This window comes from Sphingomonas sp. (assembly GCF_035555815.1).
GTDB lineage: Bacteria > Pseudomonadota > Alphaproteobacteria > Sphingomonadales > Sphingomonadaceae > Sphingomonas.
Map to the genome: position 1 here is coordinate 17,426 of NZ_DATMGG010000230.1, position 20,698 is coordinate 38,123.

Here is a 20,698-nt window from a genome sequence, read left to right on the forward strand (position 1 = left end):
TTCACTCGACGTTCAAGCCGCCACCCGCAGGAAGATCGCATGTTCAAGCCCATCGCCACTCTCGCGCTGGCGGCCTTTGCCGTCCCCGTCATCGCCGCGCCGGCGCCCGCGCCGTCGACCGAGCTTCAGCAGGTCCAGCGGCATCTGACGGCGGTCAACACCATGACCGCGTCGTTCAGCCAGATCGATCGCGCCGGCAAGGTGCTCACCGGAACGCTCACGCTCAAAAAGCCGGGCAAGATCCGCTTCCAGTATGAAAAGGGTGTGCCGTACCTGATCGTCGCCGATGGCAACCGGCTGTGGTTCCTCGATTATTCGGTGCGCCAGGCGCAACCGTGGCCGATCGCCGATTCGCCGCTGGCGGTGCTGCTCAACCCCAACAAGGATATTTCGGGCATCGCCACCGTGGTGCCGACCGCCAGCCCCGACGTGCTGAGCATCGAGGTGCGCGATCCCAAGCGCCCGCAATATGGCCGGATCACCATGATCTTCCAGCGATCGGCGGCGGGGCCGGGCGGCCTGGTGCTGCAGGGATGGGTCGCGCTCGATTCGCAGAACAACCGCACCACGATCCGCCTGTCGAACCAGAAATTCAACGAGCCGGTCAGCGACGGAACGTTCCGCTGGAACGATCCGCGCAAGCGCGGGCCACGCAACTAGCCGTACGGCGCCGGCCCGTTCATTCTGGTGACAGGAACCCGCCGCTAGAGACGACACTGCGGAGGCGGGGCTTGCCCGTTCGGGATTTCCCCCCTGTTACCCGGACCGGGTTCCTGCCTCCTGCCTGCGTGACGAACGCCAGGTCGGCCCTCGCTCCATGCCCCCGGAGCGGGGGCCTTTCCTTGTCCGGCGCGGCGCGGCCCGCTACATCGCGCGGAACATGGCCGACACGCTCTCGATCGCTTCGTGGAACATCAATTCGGTGCGGTTCCGGATCGATATCGTTCAACGCTTTCTCCAGGAGGAAGCACCCGATGTGCTATGCCTTCAGGAAACCAAGGTCATCGACGATGATTTCCCCGCCGCCGCGTTTCGCGCGATCGGCTATGACCACGTCATCATCCACGGCCAGCGGATGCATCACGGCGTCGCCATCGTCAGCCGCGTGCCGCTGGCCGAGGATGACCGGCTCGACTGGCAGGCCAACGGCGAGGCGCGGCACGTCGGCGTGCGGCTGGCGACGGGCATGCGGCTAGAGAATGTCTATGTCCCCGCCGGCGGCGACGTGCCTGATCGGGAGGTCAATCCAAAGTTCGGACAGAAACTCGATTTCCTCGAACGGATGACTCGCTGGTCGGAATCGCTCGACGCGCCGACGCTGCTGGTCGGCGACTTCAACGTCGCCCCGCTGGAAAGCGACGTGTGGAACCACAAGGCGCTGCTCGACGTCGTCAGCCATACCCCGATCGAGGTCGCCGCGCTGGCGCGATTGCAGGCGGCGCACGACTGGGTCGATCTCGGCCGGCATTTCCATCCGGCGCCGCAGCGGCTGCACACCTGGTGGAGCTACCGCGCGAAGGATTGGGCGGCGTCCGATCGCGGGCGGCGGCTCGATCACATGTGGGCCAGCCCGGCGCTGGCGGCGCAGGCGGTGGCGCACCGCGTGTGCGAACCGTGCCGGGGCTGGCTCAAGCCCAGCGACCACGTGCCGATCGTCACCGAGTTCCGGCTGTGAGCGCACCAGCGCGCGATCCGCGCGCGGCGGCGCGGGCGATCGACGCGCTGCGGCGCGGCTGGCCGGTGGCGATCGACGGGCTGGCGCTGCTCGCGATCGAGACCGCCGACGCCGATCGGCTGGCGGCGTTCGATCCCGTCGGCGACGCGGCGGTGCTGCTGTCGGCCGGGCGGGCGGCGACGCTGAAGCTCGCCAACCAGATCGACGCGGCGGTGCCCGATTCGCCGGTATGGGTGGCACGCGCGCCGTGGCTGGACTTCGCGGCCGCCACCGCATTGGCCGATCCGCAATTCGACCTCGCGACTCCGCTGAAGGGGCCGTTCCGCGCGATCCCGGTCGATCGCCGCGAGGCATCATCGGCGGCGCTCAGGCTGGCCCGCATTGCCGGCATCCTTCCCGCCTTCTTTGTGCGCGAAGCGGCGGCGGTGGAGGTCGCGATCACCCCGGCCGACATCGACGCGCATGAGGATGCCGGGCGGCTGACCATTGCCACGCGCGCACGCCTTCCCGTGGCGGGCGCCGAAACCGCGGAGATCGTCGCCTTCCGCGGCCCCGAATCGTCCAACGAGCATGTCGCGCTGGTCGTCGGCCGGCCGGACGGCACCCCGCCGCTGGTGCGGCTCCACAGCGAATGCCTGACCGGCGACGTGCTCGGCAGCCTGAAGTGCGATTGCGGCCCGCAATTGCATGAGGCGCTGCACCGGATCGAGGGCGCCGGCTGGGGCATCCTGCTCTACCTGCGCCAGGAAGGGCGCGGGATCGGGCTGATCAACAAGCTGCGCGCCTATGCGTTGCAGGATCAGGGATTCGACACCGTCGACGCCAACACCCGCCTGGGCTTTGCCGTCGACGCGCGCGATTTCGCCATTGCCGCGCGGATGCTGACGCTGATCGGGCCGCGCACGGTGCGATTGTTGACCAACAATCCGGCCAAGGTCGCCGCGCTGGAAGCGCATGGCATCGCCGTGGCCGAGCGCGTGCCGCTGGCGCTGCCGGCCAACCCGCACAATCAACGCTATCTGGCGACCAAGCGCGACCGCACCGGCCACCAGTTGTGACGCCCTTCAGCCCGGGTTCAGCCGCGCGGGATAAAATTTCGGGGAAGAAATGAAACCGTTGCCGGCTGATGCGTTGTTGACGCGAGCGCTGGTTGTGGAGGCTTAGTGATGTACAGACACCCAAATACCGGCAACGATATTGCGCCGGAGTGGTATAATCCTGGCTATACGCTGCTTTATCATGACGACGGGGTCAATCATTGCCCCGGCTGCGGCAAGCAACAATGGCTGGTCGGCCGGGTGATGGCGGAATGCGCGTTTTGCGAGACGGCATTGCCGATCGAACATTCGCGCCGCCCCTATTTCGCCGGCGGTCTCCAGCTCCAATAGGCCACCTGCCCGCGACGGTCAGGCAATCGCGCGCGCCACCTCCGCGAAATCACGCGCGATCGCGTCGACCCCGATCGCGCGCAGCCGGTCGGCATGATCGCGCCCGCAGTGCGAACCGGCGCACAGGCCGATGACATAGCCGCCCGAGGCGACCGCGCCAGTCGCGCCGACGGGCGAATCCTCGATGATCGCGGTCCGCTCGATCGCCACGCCCAGTCGGGCGGCGCCATAGAGATAGAGGTCTGGCGCCGGCTTGCCGCGCGCGACATGCTCGCGCCCGCTGTAGACATGGTCGCCGAAAGCATCGGCCAGGCCGATATGATCGAGATGCCGGCGAATCCAGCGCGTCGAGCTCGACGAGACGATCGCCCTCGGCAATTCGGCGGGCAGCGCGCGGACGAAAGCGACCGCCCCCGCCACTTCGCCGACGCCCTCGCGCATCGCGCGTTCATCCTCGGCGGCGCGGGCGGCGTGGAAATCCTCGGGGATCGGCCGCCCGATCCAGCGTTCGATCGCGGCGAGGAAATCGGTGCCAGACAGGCCCATGAACCGCGCCATCGACTGTTCCGCCGTGGTCGGGTGGCCTGCGCCGGTTAGCCAGGCGGCGAGCTCGGCGTTGCCCGCCGCCTCGCTTTCCACCAGCACGCCGTCGAAGTCGAACAGCAACGCGTCGAACCTCATGCGCGCGCGCCGAACAGCGCCGTGCCGACGCGGACGTGCGTCGCCCCCAGCGTCACCGCCGTCTCGAAATCGTCCGACATCCCCATGCTCAGCCCGGCGAGCCCGGCGTCGCGCGCCATCTTCGCCAGCAGCGCGAAATAGGGTGCCGGTTCGATCCCGGCGGGCGGCACGCACATCAGGCCCGCCACCGGCAGGTCGGCGGCGCGCGCGGCGTCGAGCAGCGCCGGCAGATCGTCGATCGGGCATCCGCCCTTTTGCGGTTCGTCGCCGATATTGACCTGAACGAAGCAATCGGGGCGACGCCCGCCCTCCATCGCCCGCGCCAGCGCGGCGACCAGCGACGGGCGGTCGACCGAGTGGATCGCGTCGAACAGCGCCACCGCCTCCGCCGCCTTGTTCGACTGGAGCTGGCCGACGAGGTGCAGCGCGATGTCGGGTACCGATTCGCGCAACGCCGGCCATTTGGCGGCGGCCTCCTGCACGCGATTCTCCCCGAACAGGCGACAGCCGGCGTCGATCAGCGGGCGAATCGCCTCGGCGTCGTGCATCTTGGAGACCGCGACCAGCGCCACGTCCGCGCCATCGCGGTCGGCGGTGGTGGCGGCACGGGCGATCCGGGCGCGGATCGCGGTCAGGCGGGCGAAGGCATCGTCGGCAGGCATGGTCGGCGCTATAGGGGGCGCGATGCGCCGCCGCCACCCGATCCCGCACCTGTGGCTGATGACCGACGAACGGATGGGCGATCGGTTGTGGGATGCATTGGCGCGGCTACCGCGCGGGGCGGGGGTGGTGTTCCGCCACTACGGGCTTCCGCTGCCGGAGCGGCGGCGGCTGTTGCAGCGAATCGCCCAGATCGCACGCGCGCGGCGGCTGGTGGTGCTGGCGGGCGGCGGGCTGGCGGGGCCGGACGGCGTCCACAACCAACGGCGCGGGCGCGGGCTGCTCAGCCGATCGGCGCACAACCGCCGCGAAGCCATCGCGGCGGTACGGGCCGGCGCCGACCTGCTGTTCGTGTCGCCGGTCCATCCCACCCGCTCGCACCCCGGCGCGCCCGCGCTCGGCCCGATGCGACTGAGCGCGATCACGCGCGACCTGCCGATTCCGGTGATCGCCCTTGGCGGCATGACGCCAGAGCGATTCAAATCGCTGGAAGCATTGGGGATTCATGGCTGGGCGGGGATCGACGCATGGATGGTCGCGCGCACGCCCGCGCCCGATCGCCGTCCCGACGACCACGATCAGGAATAGCGAACACCCGCGCGCAACCCCGTCTCACCGAAACAACAGGCTTCCATGCCCGGCGAACCGAGTCGTTGTTAAAAGACGGTGTCTGTAATCGATCCGCGCGCGCGGATCAGAAACGCAGCGCGGTGCCGACGTAGACCGACTGGCTGTCGCGGCGATCGTCGTTGAGCTGCGGCAGGCGATCGCGCTCGCTCTTGTACCGCACGCCGGCGGTGACATCGAGGTTGCGGGTCAGACGATAGGAGCCGCCGACATCGATCGAATAGCTCGGCTGGTCGGTGACCAGGCGGGGCTGATTCGGCAGCGGACGATCGGCCGCCGCCTTCACCCGGCCGCTGAACGCCTTGCCGGTGTAGCTGACGCCCACTTCGCTCGATTCGCGGCTACCCGGCTGGCCGGCCAGATCGACCTTCGACAGGTCGCCCGACAGCGCGAACCGCTTCCAGCCCACCGCGACGCCCAGGTTATAGGCCAGCGGGGTCAGCGCGACCGGCGACGACGGGTTCGGCAGGCGATCCGCCGTCACGGCCGGGCGGTTGGTGCGGGCGCGCACCGCGACGGTCACCGCGCGGCTCTCGGCCTGATTCGCGCCCGACGGGGTGAAACGGAAACTGCTGTCGCTCACCCCCGCGCGCGCCAGCACCGCGGCGAGGCGCGGATCGGCGGAGGCCGGGGTGAAGGACCCGATGCCGAGGCGCACCGGCTCGACGGTCTTGCGCGGATCGACGCGGCCGTCGTTCGCGCCCATCGCCGGCGCGATCGCGCACACGCCGGCGAATGCCGACGCGGCCAGGATCCCGGCAATGACACGGCGCTTGACCATGCGATTCCTCTATCGTTGATTCGCGCCTACCACATTCGCGCCGCAATGTTCCACGCCATAGAAACTTTTTCCCGCTGGTGTTGCAGCTTGTCCACAATCCGGCCGCGCTTGCTCCCTACCGTGCAGCTTCTATAGAAGCGTGTCGCCTTATCAGGACCCAAGGATGCCGCCGATGACCGCCCGTTCGCGTACCCTGTTGCTGCTGAGCGTCGCGCTCATCCCCTTGACCGCGTGCGGCCATCGCGGCGCCGACCGGCCAAAGACCGATCTGGCCGCCAGCAAGGTGACGACGATTGGCGTCAACAGCTATCTGTGGCGCGCCACGCTCGACACGTTGAGCTTCATGCCGCTGCTCCAGACCGATTCGAACGGCGGAGTGATCGTCACCGACTGGTACGCCAACCCCAATGCGCCGACCGAGCGGATGAAGGTGACGGTGACCGTGCTCGACCAGGATCTGCGCGCCGACGCGGTGCGCGTCGCGGCGCTGCGCCAGGTCAACCAGGGCGGCCAGTGGGTCGATGCCCCGGTGCAGGCGGCAACGGTGCAGAAGCTGGAGGACATCATCCTCACCCGCGCCCGCGACCTGCGCCGCGCCGCCCTCGCGAACTAGTTTTTCGCCGCGCCCGACGGCGCCGTAACCTACGGAGTTAGACCGACAATGTCGCGCTTCAACGCGCTGAAGGCCGATGCGGCGTGGCAGGCGGTGTGGGACGAACGCCGCACCTTCGCCGCCGACGATTCGTCGCCCCGGCCGAAAAGCTATGTGCTTGAGATGTTTCCCTATCCGTCGGGGAAGATCCACATGGGGCACGTCCGCAACTATACGATGGGCGACGTGCTGGCCCGCTATCGCCGGATGCGCGGCATGGAAGTGCTCCACCCGATGGGCTGGGACGCCTTCGGCATGCCGGCGGAGAACGCGGCGATGGAAAAGGGCGTCCACCCCGGCGCCTGGACCTATCAGAACATCGCGGCGATGAAGGCGCAGTTGAAGCGGCTCGGCTTCGCGCTCGACTGGACGCGCGAATTCGCCACCTGCGACCCGAGCTATTACGGGCACGAACAGGCGCTGTTCCTCGACCTGCTCGCCGGCGGGCTGGTCGACCGCAAGGAAAGCGCGGTCAACTGGGACCCGGTCGACATGACCGTGCTGGCCAACGAACAGGTGATCGACGGCAAGGGCTGGCGTTCGGGCGCGACGGTCGAGCGGCGCAAGCTCAACCAGTGGTTCCTGAAGATCACCGACTTCGCCGACGAGCTGCTCGACGGCCTCGATTCGCTCGAGCACTGGCCCGACAAGGTCAAGCTGATGCAGGCCAACTGGATCGGCAAGAGCCAGGGGCTGCGCTTTCGCTTCGGTCTGAGCGACGGCGGCAATGTCGAGGTGTTCACCACCCGGCCCGACACGATCTTCGGCTCCAGCTTCGTCGCGATCGCCGCCGACCATCCGATCGCCCAGGCCCTGGCGGCGGACAATGCCGAGGTCGCCACCTTCATCGAGCGGTGCAAGGCGGGCGGCACCAGCGCGGCCGAGATCGAGACGCAGGAGAAGCTCGGCTACGACACCGGGCTGCGTGCGGCGCATCCCTTTGATCCGGCGTGGGAATTGCCGGTCTACATCGCCAATTTCGTGCTGATGGACTATGGCACCGGCGCGGTGTTCGGCGTGCCGGCGCACGACCAGCGCGACTTCGAATTCGCCACCAAATACGGCCTGCCGATCCGCCGCGTGGTGTCTGACGGCGACAAGACCGCGCCTGATTTCCACGACGGCGAGGCCTATAGCGGCCCCGGCACGCTGGTGAACTCGCACTTCCTGGACGGCATGGACGTGGTCGACGCCAAGCGCGAAGTGATCGCGCGCGCCGAAGCCGGCGGCTGGGGCACCGGCACCACCGTATGGCGCCTGCGCGACTGGGGAATCAGTCGCCAGCGCTACTGGGGCACGCCGATCCCGATCATCCATTGCGAGGCATGCGGCGCGGTGCCGGTGCCGCGCGACCAGTTGCCGGTGGTGCTGCCGGACGACGTCAGCTTCGACGTGCCGGGCAACCCGCTCGATCGCCATCCGACGTGGAAGCATGTCGATTGCCCGAGCTGCGGCGGCAAGGCGCGACGCGAGACCGACACGCTCGATACCTTCGTCAATTCGTCGTGGTATTTCATCCGCTTCGCCAGCCAGCCGGGCGACCAGCCGTTCGACCGGGCGGTCGCCGAGCAATGGCTGCCGGTCGGGCAGTATATCGGCGGGGTCGAGCACGCGATCCTCCACCTGCTCTATGCGCGCTTCTGGACGCGGGCGCTGCGCCGGATCGGCAAGCTCGACATCGCCGAACCGTTCGCCGGTCTGTTCACGCAGGGCATGGTGACGCATGAGACCTATCAGGATCCCGCCGGCGCGTGGCTGGCGCCCGAGGACGTCGCCGACGGAAAGGTGATCGCGACCGGAGCGCCGGTAACTGTCGGCCGCGTCGAGAAGATGTCGAAATCGAAGAAGAACACCGTCGATCCCAGCCCGATCGTCGACCAGTATGGCGCGGACGCGGTGCGGTGGTTCATGCTGTCCGATTCGCCGCCCGAGCGCGACCTGCCGTGGAGCGAATCGGGGATCGAGGGATCGTGGCGCTTCGTCCAGCGGCTGTGGCGGCTGGTCGGCAGCGCGTCCGAACCGGCCGAGGGCGCCGACGTCGATCTTGAACGCAAGCTTCACCGCACCATCGCCGGGGTCGCCGAGGGTATCGAGGCACTGGCGTTCAACAAGGCGGTCGCCAAGCTGTACGAACTGGTCAACGCGATCGAGCGCGCCGCGCCGTCGGCGTCGCGCACCGCGGCGGTGGCGACATTGGTGCGGCTGGTCGCGCCGATGACGCCACACCTGGCCGAGGAAGCCTGGGCGACGCTGGGCGAAGGCGGGCTGGTCGCCGACGCCGATTGGCCGGCGGTCGATCCCGCATTGCTGGTCGACGATCAGGTGACGATCGCGGTACAGGTCAACGGCAAGCTGCGCGACACGCTGACGATGCCCAAGGGAACGCCGAAAGACGTCGTCGAGGCTGCCGCGCTGGCGTCGGAGAATGTCCTGCGGATGTTGGATGGCAAGCCACCCAAAAAGGTGATCGTGGTGCCCGATCGTCTGGTCAATCTGGTCGCATGAAGACTGCGGCGGCCCTGCTCGCGCCGGCGCTCCTGTTGGCCGCGCTTTCGGGATGCGGCCTCCGTCCGCTCTATGGTGGCGTCGACAGCGCACCGCGCGCGATGCTGTCGAGCGTGCAGGTCGCCCCGATCGAAGGCCAGGACGGCTGGCTGGTCGCCAAGGAACTGAACGATCGGTTCTCCGCGGTATCGGGCGGTACGCCACGCTACCGGCTGGAGGTGCGGCTCGATGACAGCATCACCGGGCTGGGCGTGCGCCGCGACGATTCGATCACGCGCGAACGGCGGACATTGCGCGCGCGCTATCAGCTGGTCGATCTCTCGACCGGAACGGTGGTGCTCGACGCCACCGCCGGATCGGACGCGGGCGTCGACGTGGTCGGCTCCGAATATGCCACCATCGCCGCCGAACAGACCGCGCTCGAGCGGCTGGCGGGGATCGTCGCCGACCAGATCGTCGCGCGGCTGGCGCTCTACGCCGCGCGGACCCCACAACAATGAAGGTCAACGCCGGCCAGATCGGCGCGGCGATCGATCGGGCCGGCGGAGGGGGCGGCGACATCCGCCTGTTCCTGCTCCACGGACCGGATGAGGCCGGGGCGATGGAATATGCCGAACGCCTTCACCGCGCGCTAGGCCAGGCCGAGCGGGTCGATCTGGATGGCGCGATGCTCAAGGCGCAGCCTGGCCGGCTGGCGGACGAGGCGGCGTCGCTGTCACTGTTCGGCGACCGCCGTTACGTGCGCGTCACCGCGATGGGCGAGGAATCGGCGGAGGCGGTGCAATTGCTGCTCGACGCGCCGGCCGCCGGCAATCCGGTGATCGCGATCGCCACCGGCGCGCGCGCCACCGGCAAGCTGGTCAAGCAGGCGATCGCCGCGCCGGGGGCGATGGTGCTCGCCTGCTATCAGCCCGAGGGCAACGACGCCGCCAGACTGGCGGCGGGAATCGCGCGCGAACACGGCCTGCGGCTGATCGGTGAGACCGCCGCGACGATGTTTGCCGCTGCCGGTGGCGATCGCGCGGTGCTGACCCGTGAGATCGAGAAGCTCGCGCTCTATCTCGACGCCGCCCCCGATCGGCCCAAGGATGCCGACGACGCGGCGCTGGCGGCGGTCGGCGCGAATTTCGACGAGGCTGAAATGGCGGTGGCGATCGCGACGGTGATCGATGGCCAGCCTGGTCGGCTTGGCCCGGAGCTGGCGGCATTGGCCGGCGCGGGCATGGAAATTCCAATGCTGCGCGCGCTGGCGCGACGGCTGATCGCGCTCGCCGAGATGCGCGGCGAGGTCGACGACGGTGTCCCGCCCGACCGCGTTGTAGAACAGCATCGCGTTTTCTGGAAAGAAAAATCCAGCACGATCAAAGCATTAGGACGCTGGAACGCGCCGCGGATCGCCGCCGCGATCGAGCGGGTTCGCCGTGCCGAGCGTGCGGTGATGGCCGGCGGGGCGACCGCCGGTGCGATCAGCGCGGCGCACGACGTCGTATCGGTCGCCCGCGCCGCCGCGCGGCACTGACGAATCAGATCCGTTCGCCGCTCAGCCGCTGGCAGATCATGTCGAGTTGATCGAGCGTCGAATAGCCCAGAGTCAGCGTCCCGCCCTTGTCGCCATGCGCGATGTTGACGCGCAGCCCGAGCAGGTCTCCCAGCTGGCGTTCAAGCGCCTCGATATCGGCGTTGCGTGCGCCTGCGCCACCGCCTGATCCCCTCCGGGCGTCCCTGCCCTTCGCCGCAGGCTTGGCCTCGCGCGCCAGTCGCTCGACCTCACGGACACTCAGCCCGCCATCGACGACCCGTTGCGCCAGCGCGGCGGGATCGGGCGCGCCGATCAGTGCGCGGGCGTGGCCCATCTCCAGCCGGCCATCGACCAGCATCTCGCGGACCGGCGGAGGAAGATCAAGCAATCTCAACAGGTTGGATATGTGGCTGCGCGATTTATGCACCAGCCGCGCCAGCGCCTCCTGGGTGTGGCCGAACTGGTCGATCAGCTTGCGATAGGCGTCGGCCTCTTCGATCGCGTTGAGGTCCTCGCGCTGGATATTCTCGACCAGCGCCAATTCCATCGTCTCGGCGTCGCTGATCTCGCGGACGATGACCGGTACTTCGTGCAGCCGCGCCCGCTGCGCCGCGCGCCAGCGGCGTTCGCCGGCGACAATCTGGTAATCCTTGCCATGCGGGCGAACCAGAAGCGGCAGCAGCACGCCGCGTTCGGCGATCGACCGGGCGAGATCCTCCAGCGCATCCTCATCAAACCGGCGGCGTGGCTGGTCGGGATGCGGCGACAGGGCGCTGACCGCCATCATCCGCACACCGCCGCCTTCCCCCGCCGCGCCCTCGCTCGCCGGCTCCGGCACATCGCCGAGCAATGCACTGAGGCCGCGGCCGAGGCCGGGGCGCTGCTTGCGGATGGGGGTGACGGAATCGGTCATGCGGGGCCCCTCATGCGGCCTTGGCGATCTTGGGAAGGCGGCCGATCACCTCGCGGGCGAGTGCGATATAGGCTTCCGACCCCGAGCAGCGATGATCGTAGATCAACGCTGGCATCCCGTGGCTGGGCGCTTCGGACAGGCGGACGTTGCGCGGGATCACCGTATCGAACACCACCTTGCCCAGCACCGCGCGCACATCGTCGGACACCTGATCGGTCAGCCGGTTGCGGCGATCATACATCGTCAGCACCACGCCCAGGATCGACAGGCCCGGATTGAAGCGTGAACGGATGCGCTCGACCGTCGACAGCAGCTGGCTAAGACCCTCCAGGGCAAAGAATTCGCATTGCAGCGGCACCAGCAGCGCATCCGACGCCACCATCGCGTTGATCGTCAGCAGGCCAAGCGACGGCGGGCAGTCGATCAGCACCACGTCCCAGCGCGCCTCGCTGCGGCGAAGCGCCGCGTCGAGCCGGTGGGTCCGCGCATCGAATTCGACAAGTTCGATCTCCGCGCCCGACAGGTCGACCGTCGCCGGCACGATATCGAGCCGCGGCACCCGCGTCGGAATCGCGACCGATTGCAGATCGGTCTCTCCGATCAACAGGTCGTAGCTCGATCGCGCACGATCGGCGCGGGCAATGCCCAGCCCGGTCGAGGCGTTGCCCTGCGGATCGAGGTCGATCACCAGCACCCGAGAGCCCGTCGCCGCCAGCGCGGTGCCGACATTGATCGCGGTGGTCGTCTTGCCGACCCCGCCCTTCTGGTTCGCGATGGTGATGCAGATCATCGTCGGCGTGCAATTCGGCTGGCGAGGACGATGCCCGATGCGGGATCGACGGCGCTCGGTTTCACGTGGAACACACCTTGCCATGAACGTCGCGCATCCGCCACCTCGGATTGCGCCCCGGCGCCCTTTGGCAGCAGCCAGATCGTGTCCGCGTCGGCCAGATGCACGGCGGAAGCGATCAATCGCGGCAGCGCGGCGACCGCGCGGGCGGAGATCACCGCCGCCGCCACGCCGTCCCGTTCGACCGCTTCGACCTTGGCCGCCGCCACGCTCACCCGGTCGCCCAGCCCAAGCGCGGCGATGCAATGGTCCAGGAACGCCACCCGCAACCGCCGTGGCTCGACCAGCCTGACCCGCCAGTCACTCGCCAGCGCGATCACCAGCCCCGGCAGGCCGGCGCCCGACCCGATATCGATCCATCGCCGCGCCCCCACCGGCACCGGCGCATGATCGAGCAACTGCGCCGAATCGACGATGTGACGGCTCCACAAGGTCGGCAGCGTCGATGCGGCGATCAGGTTCTGCCGCGCCGCCTCCTCGGTCAGCAGCGCCGCATAGCGCGAGAGGCGGTCGTGCGCGTCTTCGCCGAAACGGGCGACGATCCAGGCGTGCGCCTCCTCCTCGGTCATGCCGCGCGTTTCACGTGAAGCAAAATCGCCGACAGCGCGGCGGGCGACACGCCACGAACGCGCGCGGCGGCCCCCAGCGTTTCGGGCCGCGCCGCCGATAACCGCTCGACCATCTCGTTCGAAAGGCCGCGCACCGCGGCGAAGGCGAAATCGGCGGGCAGCGGCGTGTCCCCTTCCCGCTTCGCCGATGCCACTTCCGCCGCCTGCCGTTCAAGATAGGGCGCATAACGCGCATCCTCGATCGCCTCCGCGAGCAGGACCGGGTCGCTCTCCCTGCCGATCCCCGGCAGCAGCGACTCCAGATCGACGGCATCGAATCGCAGCCACTCGGCGACCGACCGGCGGGCACCGTCCTGTGCCACGCTCTGGCCGCGCGCCGCCAGTTCCGACGCGGTAAATCGTTCGGCGAAGCGACTATCAAGCACGGCGCGTGCGCTCCGACGGTGTTCGAGATGGCGGCGGCGTTCCGGCCCGACGCATCCCGCCGCCTCGGCCATCGTCCCCAACCGCGTCTCGGCATTGTCGGCGCGCAGCCGCAAGCGATGCTCGGCGCGCGCGGTCAGCATCCGATAGGGTTCGGTCACGCCCTGGAGGACGAGATCGTCGATCATCACCCCCAGATAGCTGTCGCCGCGATCGAGCGTCACCGGCGCCAGCGACCGGGCGTGGGCGGCGGCATTGAGTCCGGCGATCAACCCCTGCCCCGCGGCTTCCTCATAGCCGGTGGTGCCGTTGATCTGCCCCGCGCAGAACAGCCCCGGCAGCGCGCCCAGCATCAGCCGGTGATCGAGCGCACGCGGATCGACATGGTCATATTCGACGGCATAGCCGGGCGTGACGATCCGCGCGGCCTCCAGCCCCGGAATCGACGCGACCATCGCGGCCTGGACGTCGGTTGGCAAGGATGTCGAGATGCCGTTGGGATAGACCAGCGCATCATCGAGGCCCTCCGGCTCGAGGAAGATCTGGTGCCCGTCACGGTCGCCGAAGCGGTGGACCTTGTCCTCGATCGACGGACAGTAACGCGGGCCGACCCCGGCGATATCGCCGCCGAACAGCGGCGAGCGATCGAGCCCGCCGCGGATGATATCGTGCGTCGCGGCGGTGGTGCGCGTGACCGCGCAGGCGAGTTGCGGCAGCTGCCGGCGGCCGGTCAGCGGCGACATCGTCCACGGATCGACGTCCGAAGGCTGTTCGGGAAGTGCGCCCCAGTCGATCGTGCGCCCGTCGAGACGCGGCGGCGTACCGGTCTTGAGCCGTGCCATCGGCAACCCCAGCGCGCGCAACTGGACACCGAGGCGCGTCGCCGCGCGCTCGTCGATCCGGCCGCCCTCGCCCCGTTCCTCGCCGCGAAAGATGCGTCCGGCCAGGAAGGTGCCGGTAGCGAGAATCACCGCCGGTGCGGACAAGCGTGCGCCGTCACCAAGCATCAGCCCGGCGATACGGCCCTTGTCGACGACCAGCTCGGCCGCCTCCCCCTCGACAATCGTCAGCGATTCCTGCTCCGACAGCATCGCCTGAATCGCCGCCGCGTAGCGCCGGCGGTCAGCCTGAACGCGCGGCCCGCGCACCGCCAGCCCCTTGCTGCGGTTGAGCATCCGATAATGGATCGCGGCCTGATCGGCCGCGCGCGCGATCAGCCCGTCGAACGCATCGACCTCTCGGACCAGATGGCCCTTGCCGATCCCCCCGATCGCTGGATTGCACGACATCGCCCCGATCGCGCGCGCGTCGAACGTCACCAGCGCGACCCGTGCGCCGCGCCGCGCGGCCGCGGCGGCGGCCTCGGTTCCGGCGTGACCGCCGCCGACGACGATGACATCGAAATTGCTCATGCCAAGCGATCTAGTCTTTCGGGGGCGTGTGTTCCACGTGAAACGTCATTTGCCGATGCAGAAGCGCCCGAACAGATCGTCGAGCACATTCTCCACCCCTGCCCGACCGGTCAGGCGATCGAACCGGGCCAGCGCATAACGCAATTCCTCGGCGACCAGCAACGGATCGCATTCGGCGCCGGCGACCGCCAACGCGCGTGCCGCTTCCGCCGCGAGCGCGCCCTGTCGGCGGTTGAGCGCGATCACGTTGGGCGATGGCAGCAATCCGCCCGCGCGCGCCGTCAGAATATCCCAGAGCGCCTCCATACCCGCACCCGTCGCGGCCGACACCGCCGGGCGATCGGCCCGGGCAGCACGAGTGTCGGCGCGCGCGTGGATCGCGATCATCGCCGGATCGGGCGGCGGATCGTCGCCCAGCCAGATCACGATATCGGCGACGGCGGCCGCCTCACGCGCGCGGGCCACACCGATCGCCTCGATCGGATCGGGCGACTCGTCGACCAGCCCGGCGGTGTCGGTCAGCAGCCACGCCACGCCACGCCGCACCACTGCCGCCTCGATCTTGTCGCGGGTGGTGCCGGCGATCGGGGAGACGATCGCCGCCTCCCGACCCGCCATCGCGTTGAGCAGGGTCGATTTGCCGCTGTTGGGCGGCCCGGCCAGCACGACGCGGATTCCGTGATGCAGCCGCTCGGCCGGCGGCCGCGCCAGCACCGCATCGATCTCGTCGGCCAGCGCGGCCGCCTCGGCGCGGACCGGGTCGACGATCGCCGCCGTATCGACGTCGCCTTCGTCGTCATGATCGATGGCCGCCTCTATCCGCGCCGCCAGCGCGACCGCGCGCCGCGTCCATCGCTCGACCAGCCGCCGCAGCCCGCCGTCCGCGCTGGCGATCGCGGCACGGCGCTGCGCCTCGGTCTCAGCACCGAGCAGGTCGGCGAGCCCCTCGGCTTCGGTCAGGTCGATGCGGCCGTTGGTCAGTGCGCGGCGGGTGAACTCGCCCGGCTCGGCAGCGCGTAGCCCCGGCAACACAGCCAGCGCGGCATCGACCGCGCGAACGACGGCGCGGCCGCCATGGAGATGAAGCTCGGCCAGATCCTCCCCCGTCGCGCTGTCGGGACCGGGAAAGATCAACACGATCGCCCGGTCGAGCAATTGCCCGTCCGCCGGATCGCGCAACGATCGCAGCCCGGCGGCGCGCGGCGGCGGCAGCGTGCCCGCCAGCGCCTCGGCGGCGATGAAGGCGGCCGGGCCGCTCACCCGCATGATCGCGATCGCTGCCGGCGGCGCCCCGCTCGACAGCGCGAAGATCGTCTCGCTCATCCCCCCGCTTTGCCGCCCGGCCGCCCGCCGCCTTCGAACATCGCGCGCCACAGGCTCAGCCCCGCCTCGCCCATCGGCGCCCAGTTCTTCATCATCGATTCGATCATCTCGGGCGGCGCGCTGCCGTGCATCGCCTCCATCATCATCGCGACATAGCGATCGTGGAGCGGCGTGAGGTCGGGCAGGCCGATCGCGGCCCGGGCTTCCTCCGGGGTGCAATCGATCTCGACGTTGATCTTCATGGGCGTCCGTCCCCGTGCTAGCGTGTCGCCCATGCCTTATGCGCGCGACACCGCCCTGATCGCAACGCCCGTCGGCACGGTGCGGATCGAGGGCGACGACCAACTGATCCACCGCATCGCGATCGAGCGCGAACGCATGACGCCGCTCCGTCCCGATACGCCGGCGGTGATCGCCGCCGCCGAACAACTCGAGGCGTGGTTCGATGGTGCACTGCAACAATTCGATATCGCGCTGGCGGCAGCGAAAACGCCGCGTGGACAAATACTTAGGGATGGATTGATCGCGATCGGCTATGGCGAAACGCGCAGTTACGGGGCGCTCGCCCGCGCGCTCGATTCGGGCCCGCGCGCGATCGGCCAGCTTTGCGCGCGCAACCCCTTTCCAATCGTGGTTCCGTGCCATCGCGTGCTTGGCGCGGACGGGCTCGGCCATTATTCGGCGGGCGACGGAGTCGCCACCAAGCGGTGGCTGCTCGACCATGAAGCCAGCCACGGGAGACGGACATGACGACGGTCACGATCGCAGCGATTGACGGCGCGGGCCAATTTTCAGCCTATGTCGCCCGCCCCTCCGGCACGCCGCGCGCGGCGATCGTGGTGATCCAGGAAATCTTCGGCGTGAACCTCGGCATCCGGCAGAAATGCGACAATCTCGCCGCCGACGGCTATCTGGCGGTGGCGCCCGACCTGTTCTGGCGGATCGCGCCGGACATCGTCCTGGATCCCGACGTGCCCGCACAGATGCAGGAGGCGCTCGGCCTGTTCGGCAAGTTCAACCAGGACGCCGGCATCCGCGATATCGAGGCGACGATCCGCTGGGCGCGGGCCGAGGTCAGCAGCGGCAAGGTCGGCTGCGTCGGCTATTGCCTGGGCGGGCGGCTGGCGTACATGACCGCCGCGCGCACCGATATCGACGCCAGCGTCGGCTATTACGCGGTCGGCATCGACGGGTTGCTGGGCGAAAAGCACGCCATCGCCAACCCGCTGCTGCTGCACATCGCCGGCGCCGACCATTTCGTCAGCGCAGAGGTGCAGGCGGCGATGCATGCCGGGCTGGACGATCAACCGAAGGTCACGCTGATCGACTATCCGGGCGAGGACCATGGCTTCGCCACGGAAGTCGGCGACCGGCGGTCCCCCGAGGCGGCAGAGCGCGCCGACGCGGCGACGCGCCAGTTCTTCGCCGATCACCTCGGCTAGGAGGTTCGGCCGCGCGCTCCGCCCTTTGTCGGAGCGCGGGCGCGGTCAGGTGAAGAACTGCAACAGCCCGACCTGCCGGTCGACGAAGCCCTCGTAGATCATCTTGACCGCGACATAGAGGATCACCACCAGCCCGACATAGGCGATCCAGCGGTAACGCTCGATATATTTGGCGATCAGATTGGCGGCGATGCCCATCAGCGCGACCGACAGCAGCAGGCCGACGATCAGGATGCCGGGGTGCTCGCGCGCCGCCCCGGCCACCGCCAGCACATTGTCGAGGCTCATCGACACATCGGCGACCGCCACCGCCCACGCCGCGCCGATAAAGCTCTTGGCGGGCTTGAGACTGGCGAGTTCGTCGTCGCCGTGGTTGCCCTGCCGGATCTCGCGCCACATCTTCCACGACACCCACAGCAGCAGCAGCCCGCCGGCAAAGATCAGCCCGATGATCTGCATCAACTGGGTCACCGCCAGCGCAAAGACGATGCGCAGCACCAGCGCGGCCATGATGCCGATCAGGATCACCTGCTTGCGCTGGTTCGCCGGCAGCCCCGCCGCCAGTGCGCCGACGACGATGGCGTTGTCGCCGGCCAGCATGATGTCGATCATCAGCACCTGACCAAACGCCGCCAGAGCCGCGGGCGACCCCAGGTTGGAGAAATCGGCGAGGATATAGTTCCACAGCTCGGTCACGACCGGGTCATTCCCTTCCCGCCTGCATCAGCGAAAGATGATCGCCAACCCCACCTCGGGATCGACGATGCCGTCATAGATCATCTTGCCGGCAACGTAGAGGATTACCGCCAGCCCGATGTAGACGATCCAGCGATAGCGCTCGATCAGCTGCGCGACGAAATTCGCCGCGACCCCCATCAACGTCACCGACAGCGCCAGTCCGAAGAACAGCACGGTCGGATGATCGCGGGCGGTGCCGGCCACCGCGAGGACGTTGTCGAGGCTCATCGACAGGTCGGCAAGCGCGACCGATACGATCGCCCCGGCGAAACTGCGGCTGGCGGGCTTGCCCTCGATCTGCGTGGTCGCCGGATCGTCGACCGGCTCGTCCGACGCGGCGGGGCGGAGTTCACGGAACAGCTTCCACGCCACCCACAGCAGCAGCACGCCGCCGGCGAACAGCAGCCCGACGATATGGAGCAGCCGCGTCGCGATCAGCGCGAAACCGATCAGGCAGACCAGCGCGATCCCGACCCCGATCGCCAGCACCCGCTTGCGATCGGCGACGGGCAGGCCCGCAGCCAGCGTGCCCAGCACCACGACATTGTCGCCGGCCAGCGTCAGGTCGATCATCACCACCTGCGCCAGCACCGCCAGCCCGGTCGAAGTGAAGACATCGGCGAAGTTGAACATGGGCGCTGGACCTGATCCGTTCGGGCTGATGGCGAACGGATGCGGCGCCTATTGGTTCATCGAGTCGAAGAAATCCTCGTTGGTCTTCGAATCCTTCATCTTGTCGAGCAGGAACTCCATCGCGTCGATGGTCCCCATCTGCATCAGGATGCGGCGCAGCACCCACATCTTCGACAGCTTGGACTTGTCGACCAGCAGCTCTTCCTTGCGGGTGCCCGACTTGCCGACGTCGAGCGCCGGGAAGATGCGCTTGTCCGCCACCTTGCGATCGAGAACGATCTCGGAATTGCCGGTGCCCTTGAATTCCTCGAAGATCACCTCGTCCATGCGGCTGCCGGTATCGATCAGCGCGGTGGCGATGATCGACAGCGAGCCGCCTTCCTCGATGTTGCGCGCGGCGCCGAAGAAGCGCTTCGGCCGCTGGAGCGCGTTGGCGTCGACACCGCCGGTCAGCACCTTGCCCGAAGAAGGGACGACGGTGTTGTAGGCGCGGCCGAGGCGGGTGATCGAATCGAGCAGGATCACCACGTCCTTCTTGTGCTCGACCAGCCGCTTGGCCTTTTCGATCACCATCTCGGCGACCTGGACGTGGCGCGTCGCCGGCTCGTCAAAGGTCGAGGAGACCACCTCGCCGCGCACCGAACGCTGCATGTCGGTGACTTCCTCGGGCCGCTCGTCGATCAGCAGCACGATCAGGAACACCTCGGGGTGGTTGTCGGTGATCGCCTTGGCGATGTTCTGCAGCATCACCGTCTTGCCGACGCGCGGCGGGGCGACGATCAGCGTGCGCTGGCCCTTGCCCTGCGGCGACACGATGTCGATCACGCGCGCCGACTTGTCCTTCTGGGTCGGATCGAGCTGGTCGAGCGTCAGCTTCTGCTCGGGATAGAGCGGCGTCAGATTGTCGAAGTTGACACGATGCCGCACCGCGTCGGGATCATCGAAATTGACCGAGATCAGCTTGGTCAGCGCGAAATAGCGTTCGCCGTCCTTCGGCCCGCGGACTTCGCCCTCGACGGTGTCGCCGGTGCGCAGGCCGAATTTGCGGACCTGGTTGGGCGAGATGTAGATGTCGTCCGGGCCGGCGAGATAGTTTGCCTCCGGGCTGCGCAGGAAACCGAAGCCGTCGGGCAACACCTCGATCGTGCCGAGCCCCATGATCTGCTCGCCATTCTCGGCCTGGACCTTGAGGATCGCGAACATCAGGTCCTGCTTGCGCAGCGTCGATGCGCCCTCGATGCCCAGCTCCTCGGCCATGCTGACCAGCTCGGCGGGCGATTTCTTCTTGAGGTCCTTCAGGTGCATTTCGGGCGTCCGGTGGCTGAATCTTGGAGGTGGTGTTGCGGGGCGCTGATGGGCAGGGGAATGCGAGCGCGCTGGCAAGAGAGGAGGCAGCCGAGTCCGCTGAAACGGTATCTCGACAGGCCGGTCAGTTAGGTATGGCAGCCCCGCAAGTCAAGCGGACGCGTCAACGTTCCGCCCTGTTTCGCCCGGACGATCGGCCACGCCGAAAGTGATCGCCTAAAATGGCCGGACGACGACGAGAATGACGATCAGCGTCACCGCCAGCGCCGGGATCTCGTTGATCATTCGCAAGGACCGCGTCGCCAGCGTCGCCTGCCCGCGCGCCAGCTTGCGCGCATAGCCCACCGCCCAGCCGTGATAGCCCGTCAGTGCGACCACCAGCAGCAGCTTGGCATGGAGCCAGCCCAGCCCCGCCGCGCCGTCGAACAGGCCGAGATTGACCGCCAGCATCAGCCCCAACACCCAGACAAGTATCAGCGACGGCGTCAGGATCATCGCGCGCAGCTTGCCCTCGCGTTCGATCCACTTCGCCGATTCCGCCGGATCGGCCAGTGCGTCCTGGTGATGGACCAGATAGCGCGGCAGCATGAACAGCCCGGCCA

General features: G+C 68.4%; 24 protein-coding genes. 11 read left to right on the forward strand and 13 right to left on the reverse strand.

Translation table 11 applies throughout. The features are described from left to right. Nucleotides 1–39 precede the first annotated feature (39 nt). From VNR91_RS13185 to VNR91_RS13200, 4 genes are all read left to right on the forward strand, one after another. Complete coding sequence (locus tag VNR91_RS13185) at nt 40–660, forward strand: outer membrane lipoprotein carrier protein LolA (RefSeq protein ID WP_325491230.1); 621 nt, start codon at nt 40–42, stop codon at nt 658–660. Between the two features lie 220 nt (nt 661–880). After that, nucleotides 881–1,675, forward strand: coding sequence for an exodeoxyribonuclease III (locus VNR91_RS13190; RefSeq protein ID WP_325491231.1), 795 nt, complete (start codon nt 881–883; stop codon nt 1,673–1,675). After that, nucleotides 1,672–2,733 (forward strand): GTP cyclohydrolase II, encoded by a 1,062-nt coding sequence (gene ribA / locus VNR91_RS13195; protein WP_325491232.1) that lies wholly within the window; start codon nt 1,672–1,674, stop codon nt 2,731–2,733. The genes VNR91_RS13190 and ribA overlap by 4 nt, the downstream gene beginning before the upstream one ends. A 108-nt stretch (nt 2,734–2,841) precedes the next feature. After that, nucleotides 2,842–3,063, forward strand: a complete 222-nt coding sequence (locus tag VNR91_RS13200; RefSeq protein WP_325491233.1) for a hypothetical protein — start codon at nt 2,842–2,844, stop codon at nt 3,061–3,063. Between the two features lie 18 nt (nt 3,064–3,081). On the opposite strand, the gene VNR91_RS13205 is transcribed toward VNR91_RS13200, so the two are convergent. After that, the gene (locus VNR91_RS13205; protein WP_325491234.1) at nt 3,082–3,744 is read right to left on the reverse strand and encodes an HAD family phosphatase; all 663 of its coding nucleotides are present in this window, start codon (nt 3,742–3,744) and stop codon (nt 3,082–3,084) included. Further along, complete coding sequence (locus tag VNR91_RS13210) at nt 3,741–4,406, reverse strand: YggS family pyridoxal phosphate-dependent enzyme (RefSeq protein WP_325491235.1); 666 nt, start codon at nt 4,404–4,406, stop codon at nt 3,741–3,743. The genes VNR91_RS13205 and VNR91_RS13210 overlap by 4 nt, the downstream gene beginning before the upstream one ends. Here VNR91_RS13210 and VNR91_RS13215 point away from each other — a divergent pair. Beyond that, entirely contained in the window at nt 4,405–4,992 is a 588-nt protein-coding gene (locus VNR91_RS13215; protein WP_325491236.1) for a thiamine phosphate synthase, read from the forward strand. The genes VNR91_RS13210 and VNR91_RS13215 overlap by 2 nt on opposite strands. A gap of 106 nt (nt 4,993–5,098) precedes the next feature. Here the strand turns inward: VNR91_RS13215 and VNR91_RS13220 are convergent, their stop codons facing one another. Beyond that, nucleotides 5,099–5,812 carry a hypothetical protein gene (locus VNR91_RS13220; RefSeq protein ID WP_325491237.1) on the reverse strand — a complete coding sequence of 238 codons (714 nt, stop codon included), beginning with the start codon at nt 5,810–5,812 and terminating at the stop codon, nt 5,099–5,101. 172 nt (nt 5,813–5,984) lie between these two features. On the opposite strand from VNR91_RS13220, the gene VNR91_RS13225 reads away from it, so the two are divergent. The 4 genes from VNR91_RS13225 to holA are packed head-to-tail and all read left to right on the forward strand — an operon-like array spanning nt 5,985 to nt 10,488. Next, nucleotides 5,985–6,425, forward strand: a complete 441-nt coding sequence (locus VNR91_RS13225) for a DUF3576 domain-containing protein (protein WP_325491238.1) — start codon at nt 5,985–5,987, stop codon at nt 6,423–6,425. Nucleotides 6,426–6,473: 48 nt separating this feature from the next. Continuing rightward, complete coding sequence (gene leuS, locus VNR91_RS13230; RefSeq protein ID WP_325491239.1) at nt 6,474–8,969, forward strand: leucine--tRNA ligase; 2,496 nt, start codon at nt 6,474–6,476, stop codon at nt 8,967–8,969. Then, nucleotides 8,966–9,469, forward strand: a complete 504-nt coding sequence (lptE, locus tag VNR91_RS13235; protein WP_325491240.1) for an LPS assembly lipoprotein LptE — start codon at nt 8,966–8,968, stop codon at nt 9,467–9,469. Before leuS ends, lptE begins: the two co-directional genes overlap by 4 nt. Beyond that, nucleotides 9,466–10,488 (forward strand): DNA polymerase III subunit delta, encoded by a 1,023-nt coding sequence (gene holA / locus VNR91_RS13240; RefSeq protein WP_325491241.1) that lies wholly within the window; start codon nt 9,466–9,468, stop codon nt 10,486–10,488. The genes lptE and holA overlap by 4 nt, the downstream gene beginning before the upstream one ends. Nucleotides 10,489–10,492: 4 nt before the next feature. Here the strand turns inward: holA and VNR91_RS13245 are convergent, their stop codons facing one another. From VNR91_RS13245 to VNR91_RS13270, 6 genes are read right to left on the reverse strand one after another with little or no spacing between them, the layout of a single operon-like run. Then, entirely contained in the window at nt 10,493–11,401 is a 909-nt protein-coding gene (locus VNR91_RS13245; protein ID WP_325491242.1) for a ParB/RepB/Spo0J family partition protein, read from the reverse strand. Nucleotides 11,402–11,411: 10 nt separating this feature from the next. Continuing rightward, complete coding sequence (locus VNR91_RS13250; protein WP_325491243.1) at nt 11,412–12,191, reverse strand: ParA family protein; 780 nt, start codon at nt 12,189–12,191, stop codon at nt 11,412–11,414. Then, complete coding sequence (gene rsmG, locus VNR91_RS13255) at nt 12,188–12,820, reverse strand: 16S rRNA (guanine(527)-N(7))-methyltransferase RsmG (protein ID WP_325491244.1); 633 nt, start codon at nt 12,818–12,820, stop codon at nt 12,188–12,190. Before rsmG ends, VNR91_RS13250 begins: the two co-directional genes overlap by 4 nt. Then, nucleotides 12,817–14,655, reverse strand: coding sequence for a tRNA uridine-5-carboxymethylaminomethyl(34) synthesis enzyme MnmG (gene mnmG / locus VNR91_RS13260; protein ID WP_325491245.1), 1,839 nt, complete (start codon nt 14,653–14,655; stop codon nt 12,817–12,819). Before mnmG ends, rsmG begins: the two co-directional genes overlap by 4 nt. A 45-nt stretch (nt 14,656–14,700) precedes the next feature. After that, nucleotides 14,701–15,978 carry a tRNA uridine-5-carboxymethylaminomethyl(34) synthesis GTPase MnmE gene (gene mnmE / locus VNR91_RS13265; RefSeq protein ID WP_325491246.1) on the reverse strand — a complete coding sequence of 426 codons (1,278 nt, stop codon included), beginning with the start codon at nt 15,976–15,978 and terminating at the stop codon, nt 14,701–14,703. Continuing rightward, entirely contained in the window at nt 15,975–16,220 is a 246-nt protein-coding gene (locus VNR91_RS13270) for a DUF6489 family protein (protein WP_325491247.1), read from the reverse strand. Before VNR91_RS13270 ends, mnmE begins: the two co-directional genes overlap by 4 nt. 31 nt (nt 16,221–16,251) lie before the next feature. On the opposite strand from VNR91_RS13270, the gene VNR91_RS13275 reads away from it, so the two are divergent. Beyond that, nucleotides 16,252–16,728, forward strand: a complete 477-nt coding sequence (locus VNR91_RS13275) for a methylated-DNA--[protein]-cysteine S-methyltransferase (protein ID WP_325491254.1) — start codon at nt 16,252–16,254, stop codon at nt 16,726–16,728. After that, nucleotides 16,725–17,420, forward strand: a complete 696-nt coding sequence (locus tag VNR91_RS13280; protein WP_325491248.1) for a dienelactone hydrolase family protein — start codon at nt 16,725–16,727, stop codon at nt 17,418–17,420. Before VNR91_RS13275 ends, VNR91_RS13280 begins: the two co-directional genes overlap by 4 nt. Nucleotides 17,421–17,465: 45 nt before the next feature. On the opposite strand, the gene VNR91_RS13285 is transcribed toward VNR91_RS13280, so the two are convergent. The 4 genes from VNR91_RS13285 to VNR91_RS13300 form a co-directional block, all read right to left on the reverse strand. After that, nucleotides 17,466–18,116, reverse strand: coding sequence for a TerC family protein (locus VNR91_RS13285; RefSeq protein WP_325491249.1), 651 nt, complete (start codon nt 18,114–18,116; stop codon nt 17,466–17,468). Between the two features lie 27 nt (nt 18,117–18,143). Further along, nucleotides 18,144–18,791 (reverse strand): YjbE family putative metal transport protein, encoded by a 648-nt coding sequence (locus VNR91_RS13290; protein ID WP_325491250.1) that lies wholly within the window; start codon nt 18,789–18,791, stop codon nt 18,144–18,146. 48 nt (nt 18,792–18,839) lie between these two features. Further along, the gene (gene rho, locus VNR91_RS13295; RefSeq protein ID WP_325491251.1) at nt 18,840–20,096 is read right to left on the reverse strand and encodes a transcription termination factor Rho; all 1,257 of its coding nucleotides are present in this window, start codon (nt 20,094–20,096) and stop codon (nt 18,840–18,842) included. Nucleotides 20,097–20,312: 216 nt separating this feature from the next. After that, nucleotides 20,313–20,698 (reverse strand): CopD family protein (locus VNR91_RS13300; protein ID WP_325491252.1); only part of this gene is annotated, 386 nt, incomplete at its 5' end.